Raw genomic sequence first — 25,315 nt, 5'->3', positions numbered from 1 at the left:
AAACGAGCTGTACCGCGTCCGGATGCGTCCGCCTATGACGCTGTGCCGCGCGGAACCGGCCAGTTGACTGGCGCATTGCAGCCGGACAAAAGGTTGGATGCCAACGACCGCTCAGGCCGAGAAGCAGCAGATCAAGAACTACCGGGACCCTAGGAACTCCTGTGTTGGTCAGCGGCTACCAACCAATCCGATGCTTTTGCTCGGTTTCCCTGTGACGATCATCGTCATCCGCATGCAAGTACTGGCTGGTGGTCTTCAAGGACTCATGACCCAAGTTGTCGCGGATGGAGCGCAGGTCAATCTGTTGGTCAGCCATATGGGAGCCCGCGGTGTGCCTTAACCAATGCGCGGACGCCCGTTCAAGCAGAACCGCTCGAGCAGCGTGTCCCTCACCACGTTGCCGCAGCCGCGACGCTGCGCCGTCGAAAACCTTCTTCACGACTGCGTGCAATGCGGCTCGGGTGAGCGGCGCCCGTGATTTACCAATGGGAAGCACCAGTGGTGTGTCTTCGGCGGGCGTGGGGTAGGGGGCCAACCCGCATTCACGCCGATACCGGGCGAGTTCCACGATCATCTCAGTCGTTGCCGGCACTAAACGTTCCTTGTCGCCTTTGCCGAGCACTTCCAGCCACCAACGCTCCTCACCATCCCGATCGCGGCGACATAAGAAGGCGCCCATTGTGTTGCAAGCGACCTCCGAGATGCGCAAGCCACCTAGGTAGAGGAGGGTGAAGAGCCAGCGGTTGCGAAAATAGTGCGCACGCTCCCGATCGGTCTCGCACGGCATTCCCTCGATGTAGGCCTTAACCTCCTGCCAGAGATCGACGTCGAGGTAGCGCGTGATGCGAGGTTTCGGCCGACGGGTACGATGTCGAGACAAGGACAGCGGATTGCCGGCCAGATAGCCTGCCTGGACGAGCCACGCGAACATGACGTTGAGGATCACCATCGCTTGCCGTTGGCTCGCCGGGGCCAGTGGTCCATAGAACGGGCGCCAACGCGGATCCCCCCGCGGATGCTTCCGGCCAGGGCCGGCGACCCATTTGTCGCGCGGCTGCGGGTCGGCAAGAAAGCGCTGGTACCCGAGGAAGTCCTCGTGCGTCAGCGACGAGATCGGGCGTCCGAGCTGGAACACGGCCCAGAGATACAGCCGCTCGGCTTCCTTGCGGTAGTTGTCGAAGGTTGTGCGCGTGTCGGCAAAGCGCGCGAGCCAAGCCTGGATGGCCTGCAGGTCATTGGCAGCCGCAATCTGGCCAACCTTGCCGACGGCACGGTTGTGGCCGTGGCTGCCGTCCAGATCCGATGGCAGCCGAAGGCCCTCGAAGGGACCGGGAACCAAAAGGGAGTCAGCCATTTTGCGCATCCTCGGAGCGACCCCGAGTCTCACTATCTTATAAGTACGAATGCGCGATATTTTTCAACATTATAAACATAATGTCAAATCTTTTAGTGATATATCAAGAACTCATATGTTTTACGTTGTATTATTATTCACTGGCCTGAAATCGCTGCCTTCCCTGTAAGCCCCAATCGCAGACATGAACGTTGAAACTGAAATCCGTGAGGCTATCGACGCACTGCGCGACACGACGGCGACCACGCAAGACTTGTATCGCGAGACGTGCGCACTGTTGTTCTTCCGCTACGGCATCACGCCGACCGCCAATAAGCTCTACCAGCTTGTCCGCAAGGGCAGCATGTCGGCGCCGGCGGAAGCCCTGGCGCGCTTCTGGGAGGAGCTGCGCGAAAAGAGCCGAGTCCGCATCGAACACCCCGACCTTCCCGATACTCTAAAAATGGCCGCGGGGGAGCTTGTTGGACGGCTATGGAACGAGGCCCAAGCGGCAGCACACGAAAATCTGAACGCTTTCCGCGAGGAGGCCGTCGCCCGCGTCACAGCCGCTGACGCCGAAACGCAGCGGGCAGAGCAAGACGCTCAGGCAGCCAATGAGGAACTCGAGTATTTGCAGGAGGCACTCGACCGCGCCTCGGAGCGCATCCTTTCGCTGGAACGCGTTTTGGCGGCGGAGCGTGCGGAAAAGGAGGTACTTGCCGGACAGTTGTCGGCAGCGAGGCGACAGCATCAGGCGCTCGAAGGGGAACTATCGGCAGCACGCAAGGACTTCGCGTCCGAGCTCGAAAAGCAGCGCGATGCCTTGCGGTGGGCGGAGGATCGCCATGAAGCGGCCGAGAAGCGTGCGTTGCTGGAAATCGACCGCGAACGCACGACCACTGCGAAAGCGCAGAAGCAACTGGCGCAAGTCCGGCAGTCGAATGCCGATCTTGCTCAACGGCAACGGGACGAACTGAGAGCCCTTCAACAGGAGCTGGGAGACGTCCGCCAAAGTCTGGGAGCTGCAGAAGGCAGCCTCATCAAGATGAGGGAGGGTGCGGAACAGCACCTCGCACAGATGAACGTTATGCGCGAGCAACTTTCACAACGGACAACCGAGGCTGCGCTCCTGCAGCGCGAGTTGGAGCTCCGTGACGAGAAGATAAAGGCTATGGCGCAGCAAATGCTGCCCGCGCGAGAACCGAGCGATGCACAGCCTAGCACGCCAAAGACCAAACTGCGGAGACGGAAATCTTCGCCGCCGGATGGAGCCGCGGGTGCTGTGGCCCCGAAAGCGCGCTAGATGAGGATCGCTGTGCGAGTGGCCGCGGACTTTCACTTTCACTTCACAGCTAAACGCCGATTCTTGGACGGCATTTCCGTTATTACTTCCAAATCAGTACCACTTTTCCTTCACTCATCGGTGGTAGCCGTTCGGAGAGATTGGCGCTCGTCTGTGGCGGTAGTTCACATAACGCAGATTCTCAGGTTTTTAGGGAGACCTCACATCAAGCCACTTTCCCTGCCACGCCGGCGCAGAGCCGGAACCGGACAGAAAAAAAGCATGAGCCCTTGCGGTTGCTCATGCCTGTGCTGTCTGGTGCGGGGAAAGAGACTCGAACTCTCACGCCTTGCGGCGCTGGAACCTAAATCCAGTGCGTCTACCAATTCCGCCATCCCCGCGTTGCTGCGTCGAAGCGGCGAGCATTATACACGCCCGCCGCACGAAGCCGCCCTCGTGCAGACGCGAACGCCTCTGCCGGAGCGGCGGGCCCGGGTCACTTCGTTCCGCGTCCGTAGGTATCCTCGAAACGCACGATGTCGTCCTCGCCGAGATAGCTGCCCGACTGCACCTCGATGATCTCGAGCGGAACCTTGCCCGGATTGGCGAGGCGGTGCGTGCGGCCGAGCGGGATGTAAGTCGATTCGTTCTCGGCGAGCAGGAAGGTCTTGTCGCCGCTGGTGACCTCGGCGGTGCCGCGGACCACGATCCAGTGTTCGGCGCGGTGATGGTGCATCTGCAGGCTCAGCTTGGCGCCGGGGCTGACGACGATGCGCTTGACCTGAAAGCGCTCGCCGGCGTCGATCGAGTCGTACCACCCCCACGGGCGATACACCTTGCGATGCGTCTGCGTCAGGCTGCGGCCTTCGGCCTTCAGTCGCGCGACGACCTTCTTGACGTCCTGGGTGTGATCCTTGTGCGCGACCATGACCGCATCGGGGGTCTCGACCACGACCATGTCCTCGCAGCCGACCGCCGCGACCAGCCGGCTGCCGGCATGGACCAGGGTGTTGTGGCTGGATTCGAACAGCACCTCGCCACGTGCGGCGTTGCCGTCGGCATCCTTCGTGGAGACCGCCCACAGCGCGTCCCAGGCGCCCACGTCCGACCACCCGGCGGCGAGCGGCACCACCACGCCCTGGCCGAGCTCCGGCGCCGCGGCCAGTCTTTCCATGACCGCGTAGTCGATCGAATCGCTCGGGCTGCGCTCGAAGGCTGCGGTGTCGAGGCGGATGAAGTCGGCGTCGTGATTGCGGCCGGCAATCGCCGCGGTGCAGGCGCCGGCCATGTCGGGGTTGAAGCGCATGATCGCGCGCATCCAGACCGAGGCCTTCATCATGAAGATGCCGCTGTTCCAGTAATACTCGCCGCTGGCGACGTAGCGTTCGGCGGTGGCGCGATCGGGTTTCTCGACGAACTCCTGCAGCACGCGGGCGCCCTCCCCGGCCTGCAGCGCTGCGCCGGCACGGATGTAGCCGTAACCGGTCTCGGGGTGATCGGGAACCACGCCGAAGGTGACGAGCGCCCCGTCTGCCGCAGCCCTGGCGCCGACCGCGATGGCATGCTGGAAGGCGGCGAGTTCGGTGATGACATGGTCGGCCGGCATCACCAGCAGGATCGGGTCGCCCTCCTCCGCCGCCACCAGCGCGGCGAGCGTCAGCGCGGGGGCGGTGTTGCGGCCGACCGGCTCGAGCACGATCTGCGGCGAACGCACGCCAATCTGGCGCAATTGTTCGGCGATGATGAAGCGATACTCCTCGTTCGTGACCACCAGGGGCCGCGGATCGACATCGACCGCCGCAAAACCCTTCAGGCGCGCTGCGGTTTCCTGCAGCAGCGAGTGGTCGCCGGTGAGCGGCAACAGCTGCTTGGGATAGCTTTCGCGCGAGGCCGGCCACAGCCGGGTGCCGGAGCCACCGGAGAGAATCACGCTCTTGATCGTCATGACGATGTCGTCCTTGTTCGCTCTCGCCGCTGCATGGCGGCAGGCAGGTTGGCCGGCTGGGCGGCTTCCGTTCGGGCTGGCCTCAGCTCAGGATCTCGCGCAGCATGCGCGCCACGCCGTCGCGCCAGTCGGGCAGATTGAGGTCGAAGGTGGTGCGCAGCCGGCGGGTGTCGAGGCGGGAGTTCAGCGGCCGCGATGCCGCGGTCGGATAGTCGCTGGTGGCGATCGGGGCGATCTCGGCCACCTTCAGCGCCACGCCCAGCTCGCGCGCGGCTTCGATCACGAAGCAGGCATAGCCGTGCCAGCTCGTCTCGCCATCGGCGACGAGGTGGTAGGTGCCGCCCAGCGCCGGCGCCGCGACGGTGGCGCGGATCGCGTGCGCACTGACATCGGCGATCAGCTCAGCGCCCGTCGGCGCGCCGACCTGGTCGGCGATCACGGTCAGGCGTTCGCGCTCGGCCGCCAGGCGCAGCATGGTGCGGGCGAAATTGCCGCCACGCGCCGCGTGCACCCACGAGGTGCGGAAGACCAGGTGGCGGCAGCCGCTGGCGCGGATCGCCTCCTCGCCGGCGAGCTTCGTGCGGCCATAGACCGACAACGGCGCGGTGGGCGAATCCTCCCGCCAGGGCTGGTCGCCGCTGCCGTCGAAGACGTAGTCGGTGGAGTAATGCACCAGCAGCGCATCCAGCTCCGCTGCAACTGCAGCCAGCACGCCCGGCGCCTCGGCGTTGATGCAGTGCGCGCGGGCGACATCGGTCTCGGCCTTGTCGACCGCGGTGTAGGCCGCGGCATTGACGATCACGTCGGGGGCGAGCTGGCGCACCGTGCGCGCGAGGCCGTCGAGGTCCTCGAGATCGCCCCGCAGCCCGTCCGCGCCGGCCCGGTCGAGCGCCACCAGCCCGCCGAGCGGCGCCAGTGCGCGCTGCAGCTCCCAGCCGACCTGCCCGTTCTTGCCCAGCAACAGGATCTTCATGGCTGCACCTCGCGTCCGCCGTAGTTGCGCGCAACCCAGTCGCGGTAGGCGCCGCTCTGCACGTTGGCGATCCAGCCCGGATTGTCCAGGTACCACTGCACGGTCTTGCGGATGCCGGTGTGGAAGGTCTCCGCCGGCCGCCAGCCGAGTTCGCGCTCGATCTTGCGCGCGTCGATCGCGTAGCGGCGGTCGTGGCCGGGGCGATCCTTGACGTAGGTGATCAGCCGGCCATAGCTGCCGGCAGCACTCGGGCGCAGCTCGTCGAGCAGTGCGCACACCGTGTTCACGATGTCGATGTTGGCCATTTCGTTCCAGCCGCCGACGTTGTAGGTCTCGCCGACGCGGCCGCGCGCCAGCACCTCGCGGATCGCGGCGCAGTGGTCGCCGACGTAGAGCCAGTCGCGCACGTTCTGGCCGTCGCCGTAGATCGGCAGCGGCTTGCCGGCGAGCGCATTGACGATCATCAGCGGGATCAGTTTCTCGGGAAACTGGTAGGGGCCGTAGTTGTTCGAGCAGTTCGTCGTGAGCACCGGCAGGCCGTAGGTGTGATGCCAGGCGCGCACCAGGTGGTCGCTCGCCGCCTTGCTTGCCGAGTACGGGCTGTTGGGCTCGTAGGCCTTGGTCTCGGTGAAGGCCGGGTCGTTCGGGCCGAGCGAACCGTACACCTCGTCGGTACTGACGTGCAGGAAGCGGAAGGCCTCGCGCTCACCCGCCGGCAGCGCGCTCCAGTGCGCGCGCGCGGCCTCGAGCAGGGTGAAGGTGCCGTCGACATTGGTGCGCACGAAGGCGCCGGGGCCGTGGATCGAGCGGTCGACGTGGCTCTCCGCGGCGAAGTGCACCACTGCGCGCGGCTTGTGCTCGGCGAACAGTCGCTCGACCAGGGCACGGTCGCAGATGTCGCCATGCACGAAGAGGTGGCGCGCGTCGCCCTGGAGGCGGGCCAGGGTCTCGAGGTTGCCGGCATAGGTCAGCGCGTCGAGGTTGATCACCGGCTCGTTACCGGCTGCGAGCCAGTCGAGCACGAAGTTCGCGCCGATGAACCCGGCGCCGCCTGTCACGAGAATCACGTGGGAAATCCTGTTCGGGTCTGGAAGGGTCGCATTATCGCACTCGCCGGCAAGAGCCGACGAGGGAGGACGGCGCGGGCGAGGACGGGCGCCCACCTGGAAGTGGCGGCGGCCGCGAATCGGTCGAGCGGTGGCCATGAGCATCGTCAGGTACGGGGGCGGGGTATTCGCGCCTTCCGGCGCTCCCACGGGCACATGCAGCCGTTCCCACGGCCACGTATCGGCGCGCCCTCTGGCTCCGGCACCCGGCGCGCCTACATGCGCAGGCGGTCCGCGTAGCCGGTCATCTCCAGATAGCCCTGACCGACCTCGCGCTCGCCGCCGCCGGACTCCGCTCCCGTCAGCTCGAGCAGGCGCACCGCGCCCTCCCAGTAGATCGCACCGGTGGACGCGCGGCTGTCGAGTTCCTGGTCGTCCATCAGGGGCTGCAGGCGGAAGCGGCGACCGTCGACAAGCCTCAGCGTCCATTCCACCGGGTACTCGATGCCGGTGCGCGGCGAGTGCCAGCGCCGCACCGGGGTGAAGCGCAGGTCCTCGGGGCCGAACACGGTCGTCTTCCCGGAGGCATCGCTGAGCGTGCCCGCGCCCCACATCGCCCTGCCCTCGCCGTCGCGCATCTGGAAGCCCATCAGCCCGCCGCCGCCGTGCAGGTTGATGCCGATCCAGTCCCAGCCGTGCGCATCTGCGGGCAGGATCTCGCTCGACCATTCGTGATCCAGCCAGGCATGCCCGGTCACCGCCTGCGCCGCGCCATCGACGCGCAGCGTGCCGCTCACCGCAAGCTGCGGACGGCTGTAGTAGTAGCTGGCATTGAGCGGATCCGGCGCCTTCTGGCTGAAACCCGCCTTGCCGTTGAGCACCGGCGGGCGGTCGGGCATGAACTCGAGCTCGAAGGCGAAATCCTCGGCCTCGACGCGGCTGCGATAGGGCGCATCCGGCGTCTCGCCGCCGCTCAGGAACCAGTCGTCGACACGCACCGCGGTGCGCCCCTCCTCGGCCTCGACCAGGCCCGGGTAGGCGCGTCCCGAACGCTCGGCATGACGCAGACGCCCGCTTGCCGGATCGGCGACCGCGGCATGGGCGAGGATCAGCTGGCGGGGGGCGAAGCGGCTGGGGTTGTCCTCGCCGATGCGGGTGCGCACGCGGAAGAAGGTGAGCTGGAAACCGCGCTCGACGCCGGCCGCGTCGCGCAGCCAGCCGGTGATGTACCACCATTCGGTGCGGTAGTCGTTATGGGCGCCGAAGTCCTGCGGGAACGCCAGGGTTCGTCCGGCGACGACCGGCGGGTAGTCGGGCGTGGCACCATCGGCCTGGACAGGCGCAGCGCCGAACAGCTGCAATCCGGCGACGAGCGCGAAAAGAAGACGCATGCACAGCGCAATCACCCCGCCACTGCGGGAGCGTCGGCAGCCGCGATGATCTGCCGGACCACCCACCTGATCCGCCCCTTTCGCTTGCGTCGAATCGCGGCCGCCGCCGCTCGCGTACAAGGACGGGGTGCGCTCGATGGGCGAGCGCCCGGGGCGATGCGTGATCTGCCCCGGCGTGTCGAATACGATCTTCATCTTCCTCACCAGTCCGCCTTCACCGCCAGCACCGCCGAGCGCTGCATCGCGTGCCGTCCGGCCAGCCGCGCCACCGCCGCGGCAAGCACGACCAGCGTGGCCGCGAACAGCGCTAGGGCCCCCCAGGGCACGGCGAGGTCCATGCTCCAGTGGAAGCTCTGGCGGTTGATGATCTCGATCAGCACCCAGGCCATGGCGCCGCCGGCGATCAGGCCGGCGAGCACGCCGAGCCCGGCGGTCAGCGCGCCTTCGACGGCGATCAGGCGGCCGATCTCGGCGCGGGTGAAGCCGAGGTGGCGGAGCATGCCGAACTCGCCCTGGCGCGTGGTGGCGAGCGCGGCGAAGGTGGTGGCGATGCCGAACAGGCCGATCAGCACGGCGACCGCCTCCATCAGGTAGGTGATCAGGAAGCTGCGGTCGAAGATCTCGAGGCTGAGCGCGCGGATCTCGCCCGGCAGCGCGACGGTGATGTGCTCGGCGCCGAAGCGCGCGCGCAAGGCCTCGGCGACCGCGGCCGGCGGCGTGCCGGGTGCGACGCGCAACGCGGCGTCGTTGACCCGCTCGTCGCCGGTCAGGCGCACGTAGTCACGGCTTTCGATCAGCGCGGCGCCATGCTGGCGGGCGTAGTCGCGCCACACGCCGGCCACCACGAAGGCCTGCACGCGCCCGCCCAGCGGCAATTCGAAGCGGCTGCCCAACTGCAGGCGGTGGCGGTCCGCCGCGGCTTCGGACACCCACACCGGCGGCAGGCCGCCGGCTGACTCCACCGGCGTCATCGATCCGCTCACCAGCGGCAGCCCCCAGTTGCCGCGCGCGGGTCGGGCCAGGACGCTGAACACCGGTTCTTCGTCGGTCAGGCGCAGATTGACCAGCCGCGTCGTATCCACCGAGGCCACGCCCGGCACCGCCCCGATCTGCGCCAGCGCCTGCGGATCGAGGTAGCCACTGCCGGCAGACGAGGATGCGCGGACGTAGAGATCGGCCGGCAGCACCTGAGTCAGCCATTCATCCACCGACACGCGGAAGGAGCTGACCATGATCGCCATCGACACCGCGAGCGCGACGCTGGCGATCACCCCGGCCCCGGCCACCACCGCCTGCCCGGGCGTCGCCGCCAGGCGCGCGTGCGCCAGCCGCCAGACCACGCCACGCCCGCGCCCGAGCAGCGGCAGCACCGCGCGTGCCAGCGCTGGCAGCGCCAGAACGGCGCCCGCGAGCACGAACACCACCGCGGCGTAGCCGCCCACCGGGATGCCGCCGAGCGGCGGCAGCTGGCAGGCAAGCACTGCCAGCGTCAGCAGCGCGCCGGCGTGGCGGATGCGTACCCCGCCCTGCGGGCCGGCGCGCTCACCCTCGCCCGCCCGCAGGGCGCGTGCCGGCGGCACCCGGGCGGCCGCACGCGCCGGCAGCCAGGTGCCGGCCACACCGGCGAGCACCCCGAGCAGCAGGTAGCCCAGGCTCAGCCAGGCGTCGAACCGCAGTTCGGGCCTCAGTCCGCGGAAGAAACCGGCACCCAGATCGCCGCCGACCAGCTGGAAGGCGCCGGCGGCGAGCAGGTGGCCGAGCGCGATTCCGAACGCGCCGCCGATCAGCCCGACCGCGGCGCCTTCCGAGAGCAGTCCGTGCATCAGCTCGCGCCGCTCCAGTCCGAGCGCGCGCAGCAGCGCGAATTCCCGCCGCCGGCGTGCCACCGCCAGCAACTGGGTCGAGAACACCAGGAAGCCGCCGGTCAGTAGCGCGATCGCCGCCAGCATGGTCAGGTTGACCCGGTAGGCGCGCGACAGCGTGCCCACCTCCCCCGCGGCCGCCTCCGGAATGCGCAGCGCCAGGCCGGGCGGCAGCAAGGACGCCAGGGCCTCGATGCCCGCCTGCGGTGTCACGCCTTCGACGAGCTTGAGGTCCACCCGGCTGAGCACGCCGATGCGATCGAAACGCTGCTGTGCCGCGCCGATGTCCATGACCCCGAGGACTCCAGATGCCCCCGGCACCCGCCCGGCGAGCCTCAGCTCGAAGCTCCGCACGCCGGACTGCACCCGCAGCCCGCCGTCGACCAGCGCCGGCGCCTGGACCTTGCCGTCCGTCCCGCGCTGCGCTTCCGCGAGCCGGGTGCGGGCCTCGTCGGCGAGGAAGATGTTGTCCGGCTGCAGCGCGGCCAAGCGCCCATCCTCCGTCCCCGCCGACTCGGTGAGCGGCACGAGGCCGGGTTGCACGCGCAGCACGCGGAACAGATCCACGCCCAGGATGCGCAGGCTGTCGTCGCGGCCGGGCAGGCGGGCCTCGATCTCCAGCACCGGGCTGGCGACCGCCACCTCGGGACGACGTGCGAGCTGCGCGAACACGGCCTCGTCGAAGCCCTCGCGCGCGCCGATCACCTGCAGGTCGGCCTCGCCGGCGAGCAGCCGCATGCCGCGCCCGAACTCGTCGAGCGCAGCGGCATGGATCAGCTGCACCGCCAGCCCGAGGGCCACGCCGAGCGCGATCGCCAGCAGCGACAGCGCGGTCGCCAGGCGACGGCGCAGCAGGCTGGCGAGGAAGACGCGGCGCAGCGTGGCCTTCATGTCCGCGCGGTGATGTCGTGCAAGCCGTCGGCGCGCAGCTCCAGCACGCGGTCGGCGCGCGCGGCCGCGATGCGCGAATGCGTGACCAGCACCCCGGCCGCCCGGTTGTCGCGGATCTGGGCGAGCAGCAGGTCGAGCACCTCGGTCGCGCGCCCCGGGTCGAGGTTGCCGGTGGGCTCGTCGGCCAGCACCAGATGCGGCCGGTGCACGAGCGCCCGGGCGATCGCCACCCGTTGCAGCTCGCCGCCGGAGAGTTGCTGCGGCGGATCCTCCGCGCGCGCGCCGAGGCCGACGTGTTGCAGCATGGCGCGCGCGCGGCTGGCCGCGACACCCTCGGCTTCGCCCAGCAGCCACAGGGGCAGCGCCACGTTCTGCAGCAGGTTCAGATGCGGCAGGATGTGGAAGGCCTGGAACACGAAGCCGAAATGGCTGCGGCGCAGCCGCGCCATCGCGTCGTCGTCGAGATGGTCGATGCGCGAGGGGCCGACCCGGATCTCGCCGCCGTCGATCGGCTCGAGACCGGCGATGCAGTTGAGCAGCGTGGACTTGCCGACCCCGGACTCGCCGACGATCGCCACGCACTCGCCCGCCTCGACGCGCAGCGACAGCCGGTCGAAAAGCACGCGCGGCGGCATGCCGGGCAGGGTCTTGCGGACTTGGTGGAGTTCCAGCATGTGAAGTGCATCCTTGGGGGCGGCGCAGGCTGCGGTGGCCGTAACGCAGCAGCACGTGCCTGAAGATGCGATTCTGTCATCGCAGCGGCCCGAAAGTTGCACCGTAGGGCGAGTTTCCGGGCAATTGCAGGAGCACCGCGCGCGCCGTGCGGTCCCTCGAGCGCATCGGCCCGACACGCTGCGACCCGAGCCCCGCGGGCAAGGACGCGCCGCGGTATACTCGCCGCCCTTGCGATGCATTCACCGGCCTGCGGTGAGGTCCGCACCACAGCCCCCATGCCGGTCGAGCACTACGAAAACTTCCCCGTCGCCTCCCTGCTGCTGCCGGCGCGCCTGCGCGAACCGGTGGAGGCGATCTACGCCTTCGCGCGCAGTGCGGACGACGTCGCCGACGAAGGCGACGCGCCCGCGATCGCCCGCCTCGCGCGCCTGCACGACTACCAGATCGCGCTCGAGGCCTGCGCTCATGGCCATCCGGTGCACGATGCCGGGCTCGCGCCGCTGTTCGCCCGCCTCGGGCGCGCGATCGCGGCCCATGGCCTGCCCCTGCAGCCGCTGCGCGACCTGCTCGACGCCTTCATGCAGGACGTCGGCAAGACCCGCTACGCCAGCATCGACGAACTCCGCGACTATTGCCGGCGCTCCGCCGACCCGGTCGGGCGGCTGATGCTGCATCTGTACGGCGCCGCCACCGCGGAGAACCTGCGGCGCTCGGATGCGATCTGCACCGCACTGCAACTGATCAACTTCTGGCAGGACGTCGGCGTCGACTGGAACAAGCGGCGCATCTACCTGCCGCAGGACGACATGGCCCGCTTCGGGGTCGACGAGGCCAGGCTCGACGCGCTGGTGCGTGGCGAGACGGCGATCGACGACGACTGGCGCGCGCTCCTGGCCTTCGAAGTGCAACGCGCGCGGGCGATGATGCTTGCCGGCGCCCCGCTCGCCCGCGCCCTCCCGGGCCGCGTCGGCTGGGAGCTGCGCCTGGTGGTGCTCGGCGGCCTGCGCATCCTCGAACGCATCGAGGCGGTCGGCTACGATGTCTTCCGCCATCGGCCCACGCTCGGCCGCCGCGACTGGCTGCGCCTCGGCTGGCGCGCCCTGACTTTCGGAAAAACCGCATGAATCCGCACGACTACTGCCAGGACAAGGCCGCCAAGAGCGGCTCGAGCTTCTACTACAGCTTCATGTTCCTGCCCGCCGAGCGCCGCCAGGCGATCACCGCGCTGTACGCCTTCTGCCGCGAGGTGGACGACGTGGTCGACGAATGCCACGACCTGTCCCTGGCGCAGACCAAGCTCGAGTGGTGGCGGCAGGAGGTCGGGCGGATCTACTCCGGCACGCCGACCCACCCGGTCGGCCATGCGCTGAAGGACGTCATCAAGGGCTTCCGCCTGCCGCAGGAGCAGCTGCTCGAGATCATCGACGGCATGGCGATGGATCTGGCGCAGACGCGCTACCTCGACTTCAAGGGCCTGCAGCTCTACTGCTACCGTGTCGCCAGCGTGGTCGGCCTGCTCGCCGCCGAGATCTTCGGCTACCAGGACCGCCAGACGCTCAAGTACGCGCACGACCTCGGCCTCGCCTTCCAGCTCACCAACATCATCCGCGACGTCGGCGAGGACGCCCGCCGCGGCCGCATCTACCTGCCGATCGAGGACCTGCAGCGCTTCAACGTGCCGGCCAAGGACATCCTCGAGGCGCGCTACTCCGACGCCTTCCGCGAGCTGATGGCCTTCCAGACCGAACGCGCGGAGCGCTTCTACGACCAGGCCTTCGCCCAGCTGCCGGCGGTGGACCGCAAGGCGCAGCGCCCCGGCCTGGTGATGGCGGCGATCTATCGCACCCTGCTGCGCGAGATCGCCCGCGACGGCTTCCAGGTGCTCGACCGCCGCACCTCGCTGACCCCGCTGCGCAAGGTGTGGCTGGCGGGCACGACCTGGTTCCGCGCATGAGCGCGCCCGCACGGCCGTCCGAAGGGAAGCGCGCTCCTCCCCCGGGGAGGATGTCGCGCAGCGACAGGAGGGTCGTCCCATGAGCGTACCCACGGTCGCCATCATCGGCGCCGGCTACGCCGGCCTCGCCTGCGGCGTGGAGCTCGCGCGCGCCGGCGTGCATGTGACCGTGTTCGAGCGCTCGCACACCCTGGGCGGGCGCGCGCGCGTGGTGCACAAGGACCACCACTGGCGGGTGGACAACGGCCAGCACATCCTGATCGGCGCCTACAGCGAGCTCACTCGCCTGCTGCGCCTGACCGGCTGTTCGCCCAAGCAGCTCGCCCACCTGCCGCTGACGCTGCACGTGCCGGGCCAGCTGCACCTGAAGGCGGCGGCGCTGCCCGCGCCCTTCCACCTCGCCGTCGGCCTGCTGCGTGCCAAGGGGCTGGGCTGGGGAGACCGGCTGGCCATGCTGCGCCTGATGCGCTGGCTGAAGAAGCGCGACTTCCGCCTGCCGGTCGCGGACATGACCGTGGCGCAACTGCTGGCCGAGACGCGGCAGACGGCGAAGCTGAATACGCTGGTGTGGGCGCCGCTGTGCGTGGCCGCGCTCAACACGCCGGTCGCGGCGGCATCGGCCCAGGTCTTCGCCAACGTGCTGCGCGACAGCCTGGCCGCGGGTGCGTCGGCAAGCGAGCTGCTGCTGCCGCGCACCGACCTGTCCGAACTCTTCCCGGTGCCCGCCGCGCGCTATCTCGCCACCCGCCGTGGCAAGCTGCGCACCGGCAACGCGATCGACGCCATCCGGCCGGTGCCCGGCGGCTTCCGGCTCGAGGGCGACCCCGGCAGCCAGCCCTGGCCGCATGTGGTGCTCGCCACCGCGCCCTACCATGCCGCGCCGCTGCTCGCTTCGACCGGCGCCTGCGAGCGACTGGCGGAGCGGATCGGGGCGCTCGAGCACGAACCCATCGTCTCGGTGTATCTCGCGCTCGGCAGGGGCCAGAGCCTGCCCGAAGCGATGATCGGCCTGGTGTCCGAAGGCCCCTCGGATCCGGCGCAATGGGTTTTCGACCGCGGTCAGCTCGGCGGACCGGAAGGCTTGTTCGCGTGCGTGATCAGCGCCCACGGACCGCATGAGGCGCTGGAACGCGAGGACCTGATCCTGGCCGTCCATGCCCAGCTCGAACGCCAGCTCGGCAGGCGGCTGCCGGCGCCGGAGTGGTCGCAGGTCATCGTCGAGAAGCGCGCCACGATCGCCTGCCGCCCCGGCGTCTTCCGCCCGGGCATCCGTACCCCGCTGCCCGGGCTGTGGCTGGCAGGGGACTACCTCGATTCCGACTACCCGGCCACGCTCGAATCGGCGGTGCGCTCCGGCGTGGCCTGCGCGACCGCGATCCTGGCCGAGCTCGGACGCAAGGGCTGATCGCCCCGCCTCAGGCAGGGCGGCCGCTCGAGCTCCGGGCCCGCGCTTCGTCGGCGGGCTTGCCTGGACCCCTCGGGCACCCGGTTGCCGGGTTCGCGGGCGCACCCGCTCCCACAAGGCCCCGTCGCGCGTCGGCTCGCCGCCTCTGCTAGCGAGCCTGCCCGGCCTCCAGATGGCGCAGGATGGGATTCAGCATCGCCGCCCCCATCCGCTTGCTGCGCGCGCCGTTCCAGCCCACCTGGCCGTCGGGCAGGATCGCGTTGTCCTTGAACGGCATCTCCAGGGTCAGCGATACGCAGCCGAAGCGGTTGGCGACCCACTTGCTTGCGAGCGTCAGCAGTTCCTCGCCGAAGCGGCCGGGCTTGTAGCCCTCCTCGGTCTGGAAGTCCGGACTCACCGCGCGGAAGGTGTCGACGAACTTCGCCTGCGCCGCGGCGGCCTCGGGCGTGAAGCCCGGGACCTCCTCGGCGGTGGAGAAGAACACGTAGGGCAGCGCCTCGTCGCCGTGGATGTCGAGGAACAGCGTGCAGCCCGTGCGTTCCATCTCGGCGCGCACCAGGAATACCTCGGGGCTGGCAACCGGGTCCGGCTCGCGCCATTCGCGGTTGAGGTTGCGCCCGGCTGCGTTGGTGCGCAGGTTGCCGCGCACCCCGCCGTCCGGGTTCATGTTGGGGACGATGTACAGCACCGCACGCTCGCGCACCTTGCGCGCGACCGGGTCGGCGCCGTCGAGCAGGCGCTCGAGCAGGCCCTCGACGAACCACTCCGCCATCGTCTCGCCCGGATGCTGGCGGGCGATGATCCACACCGGCACGCGGCCGGGGGCGTCGCGGCCGACCACCACCAGGTCGAGATCGCGACCGTCGACCGTGCTGCCGAGGTTGCGCACCCGGGCGTAGGGCGACAGCTCGGCGCGCGCGAGCAGGTCGAGGTGGCGTTCGTGCGAATAGGGCTCGAAGTAGGCGTAGTAGATGCTGTCGCGCTCGGGCGTGTGCTCGACGATCAGCTCGCCGTTCTCGTAGCGCGTGCCGGCGATGCGGAACCAGTTCTGGCGATCGTAGGAGGCGACGCAGCGATAGTCGGGCCATCCATCCGGATAGGCTGCCGTCCCCGCATTCTCGAACACCATCCGCAGCGGCGTGCCCGCCGCGCCCATCAGGCGGAAGTGGAACCACTGGTGGAAGTCCGCCGCGTTGTCCTTGCGCAGGCGCAGGCGGAGGTTCGCCGGGTCGTCGAGGCCGACGACCTCGATCGCGCCGGAGTCGAAGGCAGAGCTGATCTTCAACACGCTCACTCCTCGCGGCGGCGGAAGACCAGGGTGTCGGCCTCCGAAGCGTCGGCGGCGAAAGCGTAGCCCTCGCTGTCGAAGCCCTTCAGCGCTTCGACCTCGTCGATGCGACGGGTGATCGCGTAGCGGCTCATCAGGCCGCGGGCGCGCTTGGCGTAGAAACTGATGATCTTGTAGCGTCCGCCCTTCCAGTCCTCGAACACCGGCGTGACGATGCGGCCCTTGAGCTTCTTCGGCTTGACCGACTTGAAATACTCGTCGGAGGCGAGGTTCACCAGCACGCGCTCGCGCCCGGCCTCCTCCTCGCGTGCGAGCAGGCGATCGAGTTCGTCGGTGATGCGCTCGCCCCAGAATTCATACAGGTTCTTGCCGCGCGGGTTCGCCAGGCGGGTGCCCATCTCCAGGCGATAGGCCTGCATCAGGTCGAGCGGCCGCAGCACGCCGTACAGGCCGGACAGGATGCGCAGGTGGTCCTGCGCCCAGGCAAGTTCGACCTCGCTCAGACTCCTGGCGTCCAGGCCCTCGTAAACATCGCCGTTGAAGGCGAGCACCGCCTGCCTGGCGTTGTCGGGCGCGAAGGGACGCGACCAGCTCGCATAGCGCGCGACGTTGAGCGTGGCGAGCGGGTCGGACAGCGCCATGAGCTCGGCGATGTCGGCCGGAGACTTCTCGCGCAGGACCGCGATCAGCGCGCTGGCGTCGTCGAGGAAATCGGGCTGGGTGAAGCGGGCGGTGGTCGGCGGCGTCTCGTAGTCGAGTGCCTTGGCGGGGGAGATGACGAGGATCATGGGTTTCGTTGTGCGAAGCGGCGGACTCGCCGGAGCGGGCGATGTTAACGCGAATCCGCACCAGCGGCCCAGACGGCGGACGCGGCGCAGGCGGCACGGAAGGCGGCGGGACGCGCAATTGACAGCCCCGGAGCGTTTGCCCACCATGGGCGCCCGTTTCGTTCCGCCGCCCGCCCCATGACCTCCGCCGACGATCTGCTCGCCCGCTCGCTCGCCGCCGTCTGGCACCCCTGCACCCAGATGAAGCAGCACGAGATCCTGCCGCTGGTGCCGATCGTGCGTGGCGAGGGCCCGTGGCTGATCGATGCCGAAGGTCGCCGGCTGCTGGACGGCATCAGCTCGTGGTGGGTCAATCTGTTCGGGCACTGCAATCCGCGCATCAACGCGGCGATCAAGGCCCAGCTCGACACGCTCGAGCATGCGATGCTGGCGGGCTTCACCCATGAGCCGGTGGTGGCGCTCTCGGAGCGCCTCTCCGCGCTGACCGGACATCGCCTCGGCCATGCCTTCTACGCCTCCGACGGCGCCTCGGCGACCGAGATCGCGCTCAAGATGAGCGTGCATTGCTGGCGCAACCGCGGAGAGCCGGGCAAGACCCGCTTCCTGAGCCTGGCCGGCAGCTACCACGGCGAGACGGTGGGCGCGCTCGCGGTCACCGACGTGGCGATCTTCCGCGACGCCTATGCGCCGCTGGTGCGCTCCGGCACGACCGTGCCCACCCCCGACGCCCGCCTGGCGTCGGCGGACGAGACGCCCGTCGACCTCGCCCGCCGCGCCGCGGCCGCCCTGGAGGCCGAGCTCGAGGCCCGTCATCACGAGATCGCGGCCCTCATCGTCGAACCGCTGGTGCAGGGCGCGGCCGGCATGGTGATGTACGACGCAGAATACCTGCGGCTTGCGCGCGCGCTGTGCGACCGCTACCGCGTGCACCTGATCGCCGACGAGATCGCGGTCGGCTGCGGCCGTACCGGCAGCTTCTTCGCCTGGGAACAGGTCGCGGGCCGCGCCGACCAGCCCGACGCCGGGACCGGCTGGCCGGATTTCGTCTGCCTGTCGAAGGGCATCTCCGGCGGCTACCTGCCGCTGTCCCTGGTGCTGACGACCGATGACGTCTACCGGGCCTTCTACGACGACAGCGCCAGCCGCGCCTTCCTGCATTCGCACTCCTACACCGGCAACCCGCTCGCCTGCCGCGCGGCGCTGGCGACGCTGGACATCTTCACCGAGGATGGGGTGCTGGAGGCCAACCGCACCCGCGCGCGCTGGCTCGGCGACGCGCTGCAGGCGCGCTTTGGCGATCACCCCGCGGTCCGCCACCTGCGCCAGACCGGGATGATCGCCGCCTTCGACGTCGCCGACGCCCCGGCGGGCTTCGCACGCCGCTTCTTCGCTGCCGGCCTCGATCTGGGCGTGCTGCTGCGGCCGATCGGCGACACGGTGTATTTCATGCCGCCCTATGTGGTCGGCGAAACCGAGATCGCGCACCTGGTCGATGGCGCCGCCGCGGCCCTCGACGCGGCGCTGGCCTGAGTGCCGACAAGGATGCGACTCCTCGACGAACTGCGCGCCGGTCTCGGCCGCCTGGACGATGAGGCGCTGCGTCGTCGCCGGCGCAGCAACGCCCTGCCCTGCGCGCCCCGCGCCACGGTGGACGGCCGCGAGCTGACCGCCTTTTGCAGCAACGACTACCTCGGGCTGGCCGGCGACCCGGCGCTTGCCGCGGCGCTCGCCGAAGGGGCGTCGCGCTGGGGTGCCGGCTCCGGCGCCTCGCATCTGGTGAGCGGCCACTACGCGGTGCACGACGAGCTGGAGCGCGCGCTCGCCAGTTTCGTCGGCTACGACCGCGCGCTGTACTTCTCCACCGGCTACATGGCCAACAGCGGGATCCTGCCTGCGCTGGCCGGACGTGGCGATGCGATCTTCGCCGACCGGCTCAACCACGCGTCCCTGGTCGACGGCATGCTGCTGTCGCGCGCCACGGTCCACCGCTACCCGCATGCCGACGTCGCTGCGCTCGAGCGCATGCTCGCCGGCAGCGCGGCGCCGCGGAAGCTCATCGTCACCGATGCGGTGTTCAGCATGGACGGCGACGTCGCGCCGCTCGCCGAGCTGCTGGCGCTCGCGGTTCGCCATGACGCCTGGCTGGTCGTCGACGACGCCCACGGTTTCGGCGTGCTCGGGCCGCAGGGCCGCGGCGCGGTCGCCGAGGCCGGCCTCGACACCCATCCCGAGGCCTGGCGCATCGTGCTGGTCGGCACCCTGGGCAAGGCCGCAGGCGTCGCGGGCGCCTTCGTTGCCGGTCATGCCGACGTGATCGAATGGCTGGTGCAGAAGACGCGCACCTACATCTTCACCACCGGCGCTCCGCCGGCGCTCGCCCATGCGCTGCTCGCCAGCCTGCGCCTGATCGAGGCGGGCGAAGCACGCCGGCAGCGCCTGCAGTCCCTGATCGCAAGCTTCCGCACCCACACCCGGCTGCAACGCTGGCGACTGCTGCCCTCGCGCACCGCGATCCAGCCGGTGCTGATCGGCGACAACGCGGAGGCGGTGGCGGTCGCCGGTGCTTTGTTCGATGCAGGGCTCTGGGTCCCCGCGATCCGCCCGCCCACCGTCCCGGCCGGCACCGCCAGACTGCGCGTGTCCCTGACGGCCGCCCACGACGAGACCGACGTCGTGCGCCTCGCCGAGACGCTGACACGCCTGGAGCGGGCGGGAGGGGGCGGATGAGCGCGCGCCCTGTTCCCACGGGCGCCGCTGGCGGTGAAGAGGCCGCGCTCGTGCTGGTGCACGGCTGGGCGATGACCCCGGCGGTCTGGGCGCCGATCCGCACGCTGCTCGCGGACCGGCCCACGCTCGCGCCGGCACTGCCGGGGCACGCCGGCGCGCCGGTGGCGGCCGCTGCCGACCTCCACACCTGGGCCGAGCCTATCGCGGCGCAGATTCCCGCCGCGGCAACCGTGGTCGGCTGGTCGCTCGGCGCCCTGCTCGCCCTCGAGCTCGCGCATCGCTACCCGGAGCGTGTCGCGCGGCTGGTGCTGATCGGCGGCACGGCGCGCTTCGTCGCTGCGGAGCCGCCGGCCGAGCAAGCCTGGCCGGGGCTCGCCGCGGCGACGGTCGACGCCTTCCGCAGCGGTTTTGCGGACGATCCACGCGCGACGCTCAAGCGCTTCCTGGCCCTGCAGTGCCTCGGCGAGGTCGACCGGCGCGGTGTCCAGACCTCGCTCGCGCATGCTCTGACGGCGCTCGACGACGCACCGGGAGATGACCCTGCCGATATGTCCGCACCGAACGCGGCGAATCAGCCCGCAGCACCGAGAGGGCGCCGCAACGCAGCGCTCGCCGACGGACTCGCCCTGCTCGCCACCACCGACCTGCGAGCGATCCTGCCGCGGATCACGCAGCCCTGCCTCGTCATCCACGGCGAACACGACGCGCTGATGCCGGTCGCGGCCGCTGGGGCGATGGCGAAGGCCCTGCCCCGCGCCCGCCTCGAGATCCTGAGCGACAGCGGGCATGCGCTGCCATTGTCGCGCAGCGCGGAATGCGCGCGCCTGATCGGGGACTTCGCCGATGCGTGAGCACGCCCGGCCCGACACCCGGCTGGCCCCCGGGCCGGAGAACGCCCCGACCGCGATCGCCGGGGCGGAGCGTCCCGACCTCGATCCTCGCGCCCGCCGGGCAGACATCCGCAGGGCCTTCGACCGGGCCGCGCACCACTACGACGCGGCCGCCCATGTCCAGCGCGAGATATGCACCCGGCTCGGCAACTTTGCGATGAGTCAGGACCTGCAGGCGGCACTGCGGCCGGGCGCCCCCGTCCTAGATGCCGGCTGCGGCACCGGATTCGGTTTCGCCGAACTGGACCGCCTGTGCCCGGACGCGCCCCGCATCGCGCTCGACCTCGCCCCGGCCATGCTCGCCCAGGCGCGACGGCGGCACTGTGGCTTGATCGAGATGCAAGACCCGGCAACCGCGGACGTCTCCCAGGGGACCGCCGGTCGCAGCGTCTGCAATGACCCGACCGGCTTGCACGCGGTCTGCGGCGACCTCGAGCATCTGCCCTTCGCCGACGACCGCCTGGGGCTGATCTGGTCCAGCCTGGCGATCCAGTGGTGCGATCCCGGCCGCGCGCTGGCGGAATGCGCCCGCGTGCTGGCGCCCGGCGGTATCGCGCTGATTGCCACGCTCGGCCCGCGTACGCTGTGGGAGCTGCGCGAGGCATTCGCGCCGATCGACGGCGCCCGCCACACCATCGACTTCCATCCGGCCACGCGCTGGATCGAGGCCGCGCGGGCGAGCGCGCTGGTGCCGCTGGCGCATGAGGGCGCCGAGGTGCATGCCTGCGCACCGGATCTGCGCGGCCTGCTCCAGGACATCAAGCGCATCGGTGCCGCCACCGTCGATGGCGGACGCCGGCGACGGCCGCTCGGCCGCGCAGCGTGGAGCCGCCTGCAGGCCCATTACGAAAGGCACCGTCGCCCCGACGGCCGCCTGCCGGCCACCTACGACCTCATCCTGCTTGCCCTGCACAGGCCCGACGACCCCGACCGACTCCGATGACGCAACAGAAGCCCCCTGCCCGCGCCTGGTTCATCACCGGCACCGACACCGAGATCGGCAAGACCCACTCGACCTGCACCCTCCTCCACGCCGCACGCGCGCAGGGTCTCACCGCGCTCGGCATGAAGCCGGTCGCCGCCGGCGCCGAGCTGGTCGACGGCGAGCGGGTGAACGAGGACGTCGCCGCCTTGCGTGCGGCGAGCAGCTTCGATCCCGGGCTCGCCCTGCTCAATCCGTGGTGCCTCGCCAGCCCGGTCGCGCCGCACATCGCCGCGGAGGAGGAAGGGGTTCGCATCACGCCCGGACCGATCCAGGACGCGCTTGGCGTGCTGCGCCAGCGCGCGGACGTGGTTCTGGTGGAGGGCGTGGGCGGGTTCAGGGTGCCGCTGGCGGACGGCTACGACAGCGCCGATCTCGCCACGGATCTCGCGCTGCCGGTGATCCTGGTGGTCGGCCTGCGCCTGGGCTGCATCAACCACGCCCTGCTGACGGTCGAGGCCATAGAGCGTCGCGGACTGCTGCTCGCCGGCTGGATCGCCAACCGGATCGATCCGCACATGCTGCGCCCGGAGCAGAACATCGACAGTCTGCGTGCGCGCATTCCGGCGCCCCTGCTCGGGGTGCTGCCGTGGTGCGAGACACGCGACCCGGCGGCGCATGCCGAGCGGTTGCGCCTGCCCGACTGAGGCGGACGCTGCGGCCGCGCTCAGCCCGGCATCACCTCGAGCAGGCGGGCCGACAGCTCGTCGGCGCGCTTGCGGCCGATACGGGTCTCGCTGATCGAATGCAGCCACTCGTCGAACAGCGTGCGCAATTCGTCGGCGTGGGTGGTGGCGTGGATGCGTTTGACGAGGTCGAGCTTGCCGTAGGGGCCGTGGAAGGTGCGCAGGGTGTTCATCATGAAATCCTGCGCCAGGCCGAGACTCGCCTGTCGCCCGCTGTGTGCCGTGGGGGGCGGGGCCGATCGGGCCGCCGGCGCTGCGACGGCGGGCGGCGGGGCGGCGAGCGCTTCGATGAAGCCAGCATCGGCCAGTGTCCGCAGCGTCTCCTCGACCTGGGAGTCGCCGGCGAGGCGGCCGAGTTCTTCGCTGTCACGCTGCCCGTCGATCAGGATCAGCAGTCGCCGGGCACGCAGGCCCAGGCCGCCGGAGCGCTCGCTGATTTCCTGATGCCCCTTGGCGGTCTTGCAGTACTTGACCATCGATCTTCGTCTCCTTGCCTGCGCGGCCTGTGGCCGTCTGCGTATCGTGTGCGTCCGCAAGGCTGCGGACATGCGCGAAGCATGGAAGCGGAGCGCACCCCGGGTCAACAACGGGCACGATTGGGTCGTGAGGCTTTTAACGGCCGTGCGTCTGTCGCGCCTGCTCGAACAGACACACCGCGACCGCGGCGCCGACATTGAGCGATTCGATACCCTCGGCCATCGGGATGATCACGCGCTGGTCGGCGCGCGCCAGCAGCGCCGGTGACAGGCCCTGACCCTCGGCGCCGAACAGCCAGGCCACCGGCCCGGACAGGTCGAGGGCATAGAGCGAACACGCGCCCGGACCCAGCGCGGTGGCGAGGCAGCGTCCGGGATAGGCGGAGAGGCGCGCACCGGGATCGACGCCTTCCTCGATCTCGAGCATGAAATGCGCGCCCATGCCGGCGCGCAGCACGCGCGGTGACCAGGCCTGTGCGCAGCCGGTACCGAGCAGGACGCGTCGCACCCCGGCGGCGGCGGCCGTGCGCAGGATGGTGCCGAGATTGCCGGGATCCTGCACGGCGTCGAGCACCACCACGCTGCCGCTGAGCGGCTCGGCGGCAACGGGTGGCGGCAGGTCGATGATGGCGAGCACGCCCGAGGGCGCATCCACCGGACTCACGTGGCGGAACAGCGTGTCGGGGAGCTGGTAGCGCTGGACATCCGCGTCGAGCGCGTCGAGCAGGCGCTGGTGCTCCGCGCGCGCCAGGCCGCTTTCGGAGCACACGACCGCCTTCAGCGGCCAGCGCGCCTCGATCGCAGCCTGGAGCAGATGGGCGCCGTCGAGCACGGTCTCGCCGCGCTGGCGGCGCTCGCGGCCGGAGTGGGCGAGCGCATGCAGGCGCTTGACCAGCGGATTGTCGCGCGAGGTGATCGTCTTCATCGCCGCTTCACCGCCCCGCCCCGCTCGCCAGCAGCTTCTTTACCGGCGCGAAGCTGCGGCGGTGAAAGTCGCGCACGCCGTGCGCCGCAAGCGCGGCGAGGTGGGCGGCGGTCGGATAGCCCTTGTGCGCGGCCAGCCCGTACTGCGGCCATTGCGTGTCGAGCACGCGCATGGCCTCGTCGCGGGCCGTCTTGGCGAGGATGGAGGCGGCGGAGATGGCGGGTTCGGTCGCGTCGCCCTTGACGATGGCGCGCGCCGGATAGGGCAGCTTCGGGCAACGGTTGCCGTCGATCAGCACCTCGCCCGGTGCGACACCGAGCGCCATCACCGCGCGCTGCATCGCCAGCATGGTGGCGTGCAGGATGTTCAGGCGATCGATCTCCTCGACGCTGGCTTCGGCCACCGCCCACGCCAGTGCACGTTCGCGGATCTGGGGCGCCAGGCGCTCGCGGGCGGCTTCGCTGAGCTTCTTGGAGTCGTTCAGGCCGGCAATCGGCCGCGCCGGATCGAGGATCACCGCCGCCGCCATCACCGGGCCGCACAGGGGCCCGCGCCCGGCTTCATCGACGCCGCACACGAGCAGTCCGTCGGCGGGCGGTGGCGCGAACAGGTCGAGCGTCATCGGTCGGCGGTCAGCGCTCGGTCGCGCCGAGGTAGGGCAGGATGGCTTCGGCGGCCCGCCGTGCGGTGTCCTGCTTCAGGGTGAGGTGGAGTTCCATGAAGCGCGCCTCGGCCGCGGCCCGGCGCGGCGCATCCTGCAGCCAGCCCTCGATCGCCTCTGCGAGCTTCTCCGGCTCCGCGTCGTCCTGCAGCAGTTCGGGCACGATGCCTTCGTTGCACAGGATGTTGGGCAGCCCGACCCAGGGCAGGTAGGCCATGCGCTTCATCAGGCGGTACTGCCACTTGCCGATGCGGTAGGTGATCACCATCGGGCGCTTGAGCAGCGCGGCCTCCAGGCTTGCGGTGCCGCTCGCCACCAGCACCACGTCGGCGGCGGTCATCGCATCGACGGCGTGGCCGAAGAGCATGCGGATCGGCAGCTCGGTGGCCTCGTTGCGATGCAGTGCCTCCTCGAAGATCTCCCGCGTCTCGCGGGTTGCGAGCGGGACCAGGAAGCCGAGCCCGGGGTCGCGTTCGAGCAGACGGCGCGCGGTCGCGATGTAGGTGTCGGCGAGATTGCGCACCTCGGACTGGCGACTGCCCGGTAGCATCGCGACCACCCTGTGCTCGAGCGGAATCCCGAAGCGTTCGCGGGTGCCGTCGCGGTCCGGATGTAGCGGAAACACGTCCGCCAGCGGATGGCCGACGTAGCTCACCGGGACGCCGGCGCGCTCGTAGATCTCGGGCTCGAACGGGAACAGGCACAGCATGTGCGAGACCGAGCGCGCGATGCGCTTGATCCGCCCGCCGCGCCAGGCCCAGATCGAGGGGCTGACGAAATGGATCGAGGGCATGCCGGCGTCGCGAACCTTGCCTTCCAGCCACAGGTTGAAGTCCGGCGCGTCGACACCGATGAAGGCCGTCGGGCGTTCGCGGCGGATCTGCGCCAGCAGTTCGCGACGGATGCCGGACAGCTCTCGGTAACGCTTGAGGGCGTCGACGTAGCCGTGGACCGCAAGCAGCTCGCACGGCCAGCGCACCTCGAAGCCTTCGGCCTGCATTTTCGGACCGCCGATGCCGAAGAACTCGGCATCCGGCAGATGCTGGCGCAGCGCGCGGATCAGGTGGCTGGCAAGCAGGTCGCCGGAGGTTTCACCGGCGACCATCGCGATGCGGACGGTCATTGCGTGGCCACG

The 25,315-nt window shown here is 70.0% G+C and carries 22 protein-coding genes and 1 tRNA gene; 9 read left to right on the top strand and 14 right to left on the bottom strand.

Annotation, left to right across the window (positions count from 1 at the left end; translation table 11 throughout):
• Positions 1 to 175 precede the first annotated feature (175 nt).
• A complete protein-coding gene (locus CKCBHOJB_RS10335) occupies positions 176 to 1,354 on the bottom strand; it encodes a tyrosine-type recombinase/integrase (RefSeq protein ID WP_281048598.1) in 1,179 nt (392 codons plus the stop codon).
• Between the two features lie 184 nt (positions 1,355 to 1,538).
• On the opposite strand from CKCBHOJB_RS10335, the gene CKCBHOJB_RS10330 reads away from it, so the two are divergent.
• Positions 1,539 to 2,636, top strand: a complete 1,098-nt coding sequence (locus CKCBHOJB_RS10330) for a DNA-binding protein (protein ID WP_281048597.1) — start codon at positions 1,539 to 1,541, stop codon at positions 2,634 to 2,636.
• A gap of 295 nt (positions 2,637 to 2,931) precedes the next feature.
• Here CKCBHOJB_RS10330 and CKCBHOJB_RS10325 read toward each other — a convergent pair.
• The 7 genes from CKCBHOJB_RS10325 to CKCBHOJB_RS10295 form a co-directional block, all read right to left on the bottom strand.
• A tRNA-Leu gene (locus CKCBHOJB_RS10325) sits at positions 2,932 to 3,016 on the bottom strand.
• Positions 3,017 to 3,111: 95 nt separating this feature from the next.
• On the bottom strand, positions 3,112 to 4,560 hold the full coding sequence (locus CKCBHOJB_RS10320) for a mannose-1-phosphate guanylyltransferase/mannose-6-phosphate isomerase (RefSeq protein ID WP_281048596.1): 1,449 nt from the start codon (positions 4,558 to 4,560) through the stop codon (positions 3,112 to 3,114).
• Between the two features lie 82 nt (positions 4,561 to 4,642).
• Positions 4,643 to 5,533 (bottom strand): dTDP-4-dehydrorhamnose reductase, encoded by an 891-nt coding sequence (rfbD, locus tag CKCBHOJB_RS10315; protein WP_281048595.1) that lies wholly within the window; start codon positions 5,531 to 5,533, stop codon positions 4,643 to 4,645.
• On the bottom strand, positions 5,530 to 6,600 hold the full coding sequence (rfbB, locus tag CKCBHOJB_RS10310; RefSeq protein WP_281048594.1) for a dTDP-glucose 4,6-dehydratase: 1,071 nt from the start codon (positions 6,598 to 6,600) through the stop codon (positions 5,530 to 5,532). Before rfbB ends, rfbD begins: the two co-directional genes overlap by 4 nt.
• Positions 6,601 to 6,854: 254 nt before the next feature.
• A complete protein-coding gene (locus tag CKCBHOJB_RS10305) occupies positions 6,855 to 7,970 on the bottom strand; it encodes a carotenoid 1,2-hydratase (RefSeq protein ID WP_281048593.1) in 1,116 nt (371 codons plus the stop codon).
• 200 nt (positions 7,971 to 8,170) lie between these two features.
• Positions 8,171 to 10,723, bottom strand: coding sequence for an ABC transporter permease (locus tag CKCBHOJB_RS10300; RefSeq protein WP_281048592.1), 2,553 nt, complete (start codon positions 10,721 to 10,723; stop codon positions 8,171 to 8,173).
• Positions 10,720 to 11,397 (bottom strand): ABC transporter ATP-binding protein, encoded by a 678-nt coding sequence (locus tag CKCBHOJB_RS10295; protein ID WP_281048591.1) that lies wholly within the window; start codon positions 11,395 to 11,397, stop codon positions 10,720 to 10,722. Before CKCBHOJB_RS10295 ends, CKCBHOJB_RS10300 begins: the two co-directional genes overlap by 4 nt.
• Before the next feature lie 276 nt (positions 11,398 to 11,673).
• Between CKCBHOJB_RS10295 and hpnC the strand changes: the two genes are divergently transcribed.
• The 3 genes from hpnC to hpnE all read left to right on the top strand — a co-directional run bounded on the left by hpnC (position 11,674) and on the right by hpnE (position 14,757).
• Positions 11,674 to 12,522 (top strand): squalene synthase HpnC, encoded by an 849-nt coding sequence (gene hpnC / locus CKCBHOJB_RS10290; protein ID WP_281048590.1) that lies wholly within the window; start codon positions 11,674 to 11,676, stop codon positions 12,520 to 12,522.
• Positions 12,519 to 13,352, top strand: coding sequence for a presqualene diphosphate synthase HpnD (gene hpnD / locus CKCBHOJB_RS10285; RefSeq protein WP_281048589.1), 834 nt, complete (start codon positions 12,519 to 12,521; stop codon positions 13,350 to 13,352). Before hpnC ends, hpnD begins: the two co-directional genes overlap by 4 nt.
• A gap of 79 nt (positions 13,353 to 13,431) precedes the next feature.
• On the top strand, positions 13,432 to 14,757 hold the full coding sequence (hpnE, locus tag CKCBHOJB_RS10280) for a hydroxysqualene dehydroxylase HpnE (protein WP_281048588.1): 1,326 nt from the start codon (positions 13,432 to 13,434) through the stop codon (positions 14,755 to 14,757).
• A gap of 148 nt (positions 14,758 to 14,905) precedes the next feature.
• Here hpnE and CKCBHOJB_RS10275 read toward each other — a convergent pair whose 3' ends face one another.
• Together CKCBHOJB_RS10275 and yaaA are read right to left on the bottom strand one after the other, a co-directional pair.
• A complete protein-coding gene (locus tag CKCBHOJB_RS10275) occupies positions 14,906 to 16,042 on the bottom strand; it encodes a M14-type cytosolic carboxypeptidase (RefSeq protein ID WP_281048587.1) in 1,137 nt (378 codons plus the stop codon).
• A 5-nt stretch (positions 16,043 to 16,047) separates the two neighbouring features.
• Complete coding sequence (gene yaaA, locus CKCBHOJB_RS10270) at positions 16,048 to 16,833, bottom strand: peroxide stress protein YaaA (RefSeq protein WP_281048586.1); 786 nt, start codon at positions 16,831 to 16,833, stop codon at positions 16,048 to 16,050.
• A gap of 177 nt (positions 16,834 to 17,010) precedes the next feature.
• Here yaaA and bioA point away from each other — a divergent pair, with 177 nt between their 5' ends.
• From bioA to bioD, 5 genes are read left to right on the top strand one after another with little or no spacing between them, the layout of a single operon-like run.
• Positions 17,011 to 18,363, top strand: coding sequence for an adenosylmethionine--8-amino-7-oxononanoate transaminase (bioA, locus tag CKCBHOJB_RS10265; protein WP_281048585.1), 1,353 nt, complete (start codon positions 17,011 to 17,013; stop codon positions 18,361 to 18,363).
• A 12-nt stretch (positions 18,364 to 18,375) separates the two neighbouring features.
• On the top strand, positions 18,376 to 19,560 hold the full coding sequence (gene bioF, locus CKCBHOJB_RS10260; protein ID WP_281048584.1) for an 8-amino-7-oxononanoate synthase: 1,185 nt from the start codon (positions 18,376 to 18,378) through the stop codon (positions 19,558 to 19,560).
• Positions 19,557 to 20,411, top strand: a complete 855-nt coding sequence (locus CKCBHOJB_RS10255) for an alpha/beta fold hydrolase (RefSeq protein WP_281048583.1) — start codon at positions 19,557 to 19,559, stop codon at positions 20,409 to 20,411. Before bioF ends, CKCBHOJB_RS10255 begins: the two co-directional genes overlap by 4 nt.
• Positions 20,404 to 21,393 (top strand): methyltransferase domain-containing protein, encoded by a 990-nt coding sequence (locus CKCBHOJB_RS10250; RefSeq protein WP_281048582.1) that lies wholly within the window; start codon positions 20,404 to 20,406, stop codon positions 21,391 to 21,393. The genes CKCBHOJB_RS10255 and CKCBHOJB_RS10250 overlap by 8 nt, the downstream gene beginning before the upstream one ends.
• The gene (bioD, locus tag CKCBHOJB_RS10245) at positions 21,390 to 22,079 is read left to right on the top strand and encodes a dethiobiotin synthase (RefSeq protein WP_281048581.1); all 690 of its coding nucleotides are present in this window, start codon (positions 21,390 to 21,392) and stop codon (positions 22,077 to 22,079) included. The genes CKCBHOJB_RS10250 and bioD overlap by 4 nt, the downstream gene beginning before the upstream one ends.
• Before the next feature lie 20 nt (positions 22,080 to 22,099).
• On the opposite strand, the gene CKCBHOJB_RS10240 is transcribed toward bioD, so the two are convergent.
• The 4 genes from CKCBHOJB_RS10240 to lpxB all read right to left on the bottom strand — a co-directional run bounded on the left by CKCBHOJB_RS10240 (position 22,100) and on the right by lpxB (position 25,303).
• Positions 22,100 to 22,594 (bottom strand): hypothetical protein, encoded by a 495-nt coding sequence (locus CKCBHOJB_RS10240; RefSeq protein ID WP_281048580.1) that lies wholly within the window; start codon positions 22,592 to 22,594, stop codon positions 22,100 to 22,102.
• Between the two features lie 136 nt (positions 22,595 to 22,730).
• Positions 22,731 to 23,519 carry an RNA methyltransferase gene (locus CKCBHOJB_RS10235; RefSeq protein ID WP_281048579.1) on the bottom strand — a complete coding sequence of 263 codons (789 nt, stop codon included), beginning with the start codon at positions 23,517 to 23,519 and terminating at the stop codon, positions 22,731 to 22,733.
• A gap of 7 nt (positions 23,520 to 23,526) precedes the next feature.
• Positions 23,527 to 24,141 carry a ribonuclease HII gene (gene rnhB / locus CKCBHOJB_RS10230; protein WP_281048578.1) on the bottom strand — a complete coding sequence of 205 codons (615 nt, stop codon included), beginning with the start codon at positions 24,139 to 24,141 and terminating at the stop codon, positions 23,527 to 23,529.
• 10 nt (positions 24,142 to 24,151) lie between these two features.
• Positions 24,152 to 25,303 carry a lipid-A-disaccharide synthase gene (lpxB, locus tag CKCBHOJB_RS10225; protein WP_281048577.1) on the bottom strand — a complete coding sequence of 384 codons (1,152 nt, stop codon included), beginning with the start codon at positions 25,301 to 25,303 and terminating at the stop codon, positions 24,152 to 24,154.
• Positions 25,304 to 25,315 lie beyond the last annotated feature (12 nt).

It is taken from the genome of Thauera sp. GDN1, assembly GCF_029223545.1.
Taxonomy (GTDB): Bacteria; Pseudomonadota; Gammaproteobacteria; order Burkholderiales; family Rhodocyclaceae; genus Thauera.
This window is presented reverse-complemented; position numbering and strand designations above follow the sequence as displayed.

Bases quoted from the DNA above. Each gene is read 5' to 3' on its own strand.
- CKCBHOJB_RS10295 (WP_281048591.1), bottom strand. From the start codon at position 11,397: ATGCTGGAACTCCACCAAGTCCGCAAGACCCTGCCCGGCATGCCGCCG.
- bioA (WP_281048585.1), top strand. From the start codon at position 17,011: ATGACCTCCGCCGACGATCTGCTCGCCCGCTCGCTCGCCGCCGTCTGG.
- CKCBHOJB_RS10250 (WP_281048582.1), top strand. From the start codon at position 20,404: ATGCGTGAGCACGCCCGGCCCGACACCCGGCTGGCCCCCGGGCCGGAG.
- bioF (WP_281048584.1), top strand. From the start codon at position 18,376: ATGCGACTCCTCGACGAACTGCGCGCCGGTCTCGGCCGCCTGGACGAT.
- yaaA (WP_281048586.1), bottom strand. From the start codon at position 16,833: ATGATCCTCGTCATCTCCCCCGCCAAGGCACTCGACTACGAGACGCCG.
- CKCBHOJB_RS10335 (WP_281048598.1), bottom strand. From the start codon at position 1,354: ATGGCTGACTCCCTTTTGGTTCCCGGTCCCTTCGAGGGCCTTCGGCTG.
- rnhB (WP_281048578.1), bottom strand. From the start codon at position 24,141: ATGACGCTCGACCTGTTCGCGCCACCGCCCGCCGACGGACTGCTCGTG.
- CKCBHOJB_RS10240 (WP_281048580.1), bottom strand. From the start codon at position 22,594: ATGGTCAAGTACTGCAAGACCGCCAAGGGGCATCAGGAAATCAGCGAG.
- rfbD (WP_281048595.1), bottom strand. From the start codon at position 5,533: ATGAAGATCCTGTTGCTGGGCAAGAACGGGCAGGTCGGCTGGGAGCTG.
- CKCBHOJB_RS10255 (WP_281048583.1), top strand. From the start codon at position 19,557: ATGAGCGCGCGCCCTGTTCCCACGGGCGCCGCTGGCGGTGAAGAGGCC.
- CKCBHOJB_RS10235 (WP_281048579.1), bottom strand. From the start codon at position 23,519: ATGAAGACGATCACCTCGCGCGACAATCCGCTGGTCAAGCGCCTGCAT.
- hpnC (WP_281048590.1), top strand. From the start codon at position 11,674: ATGCCGGTCGAGCACTACGAAAACTTCCCCGTCGCCTCCCTGCTGCTG.
- hpnD (WP_281048589.1), top strand. From the start codon at position 12,519: ATGAATCCGCACGACTACTGCCAGGACAAGGCCGCCAAGAGCGGCTCG.
- bioD (WP_281048581.1), top strand. From the start codon at position 21,390: ATGACGCAACAGAAGCCCCCTGCCCGCGCCTGGTTCATCACCGGCACC.
- CKCBHOJB_RS10320 (WP_281048596.1), bottom strand. From the start codon at position 4,560: ATGACGATCAAGAGCGTGATTCTCTCCGGTGGCTCCGGCACCCGGCTG.
- CKCBHOJB_RS10330 (WP_281048597.1), top strand. From the start codon at position 1,539: ATGAACGTTGAAACTGAAATCCGTGAGGCTATCGACGCACTGCGCGAC.
- lpxB (WP_281048577.1), bottom strand. From the start codon at position 25,303: ATGACCGTCCGCATCGCGATGGTCGCCGGTGAAACCTCCGGCGACCTG.
- CKCBHOJB_RS10305 (WP_281048593.1), bottom strand. From the start codon at position 7,970: ATGCGTCTTCTTTTCGCGCTCGTCGCCGGATTGCAGCTGTTCGGCGCT.
- CKCBHOJB_RS10300 (WP_281048592.1), bottom strand. From the start codon at position 10,723: ATGAAGGCCACGCTGCGCCGCGTCTTCCTCGCCAGCCTGCTGCGCCGT.
- hpnE (WP_281048588.1), top strand. From the start codon at position 13,432: ATGAGCGTACCCACGGTCGCCATCATCGGCGCCGGCTACGCCGGCCTC.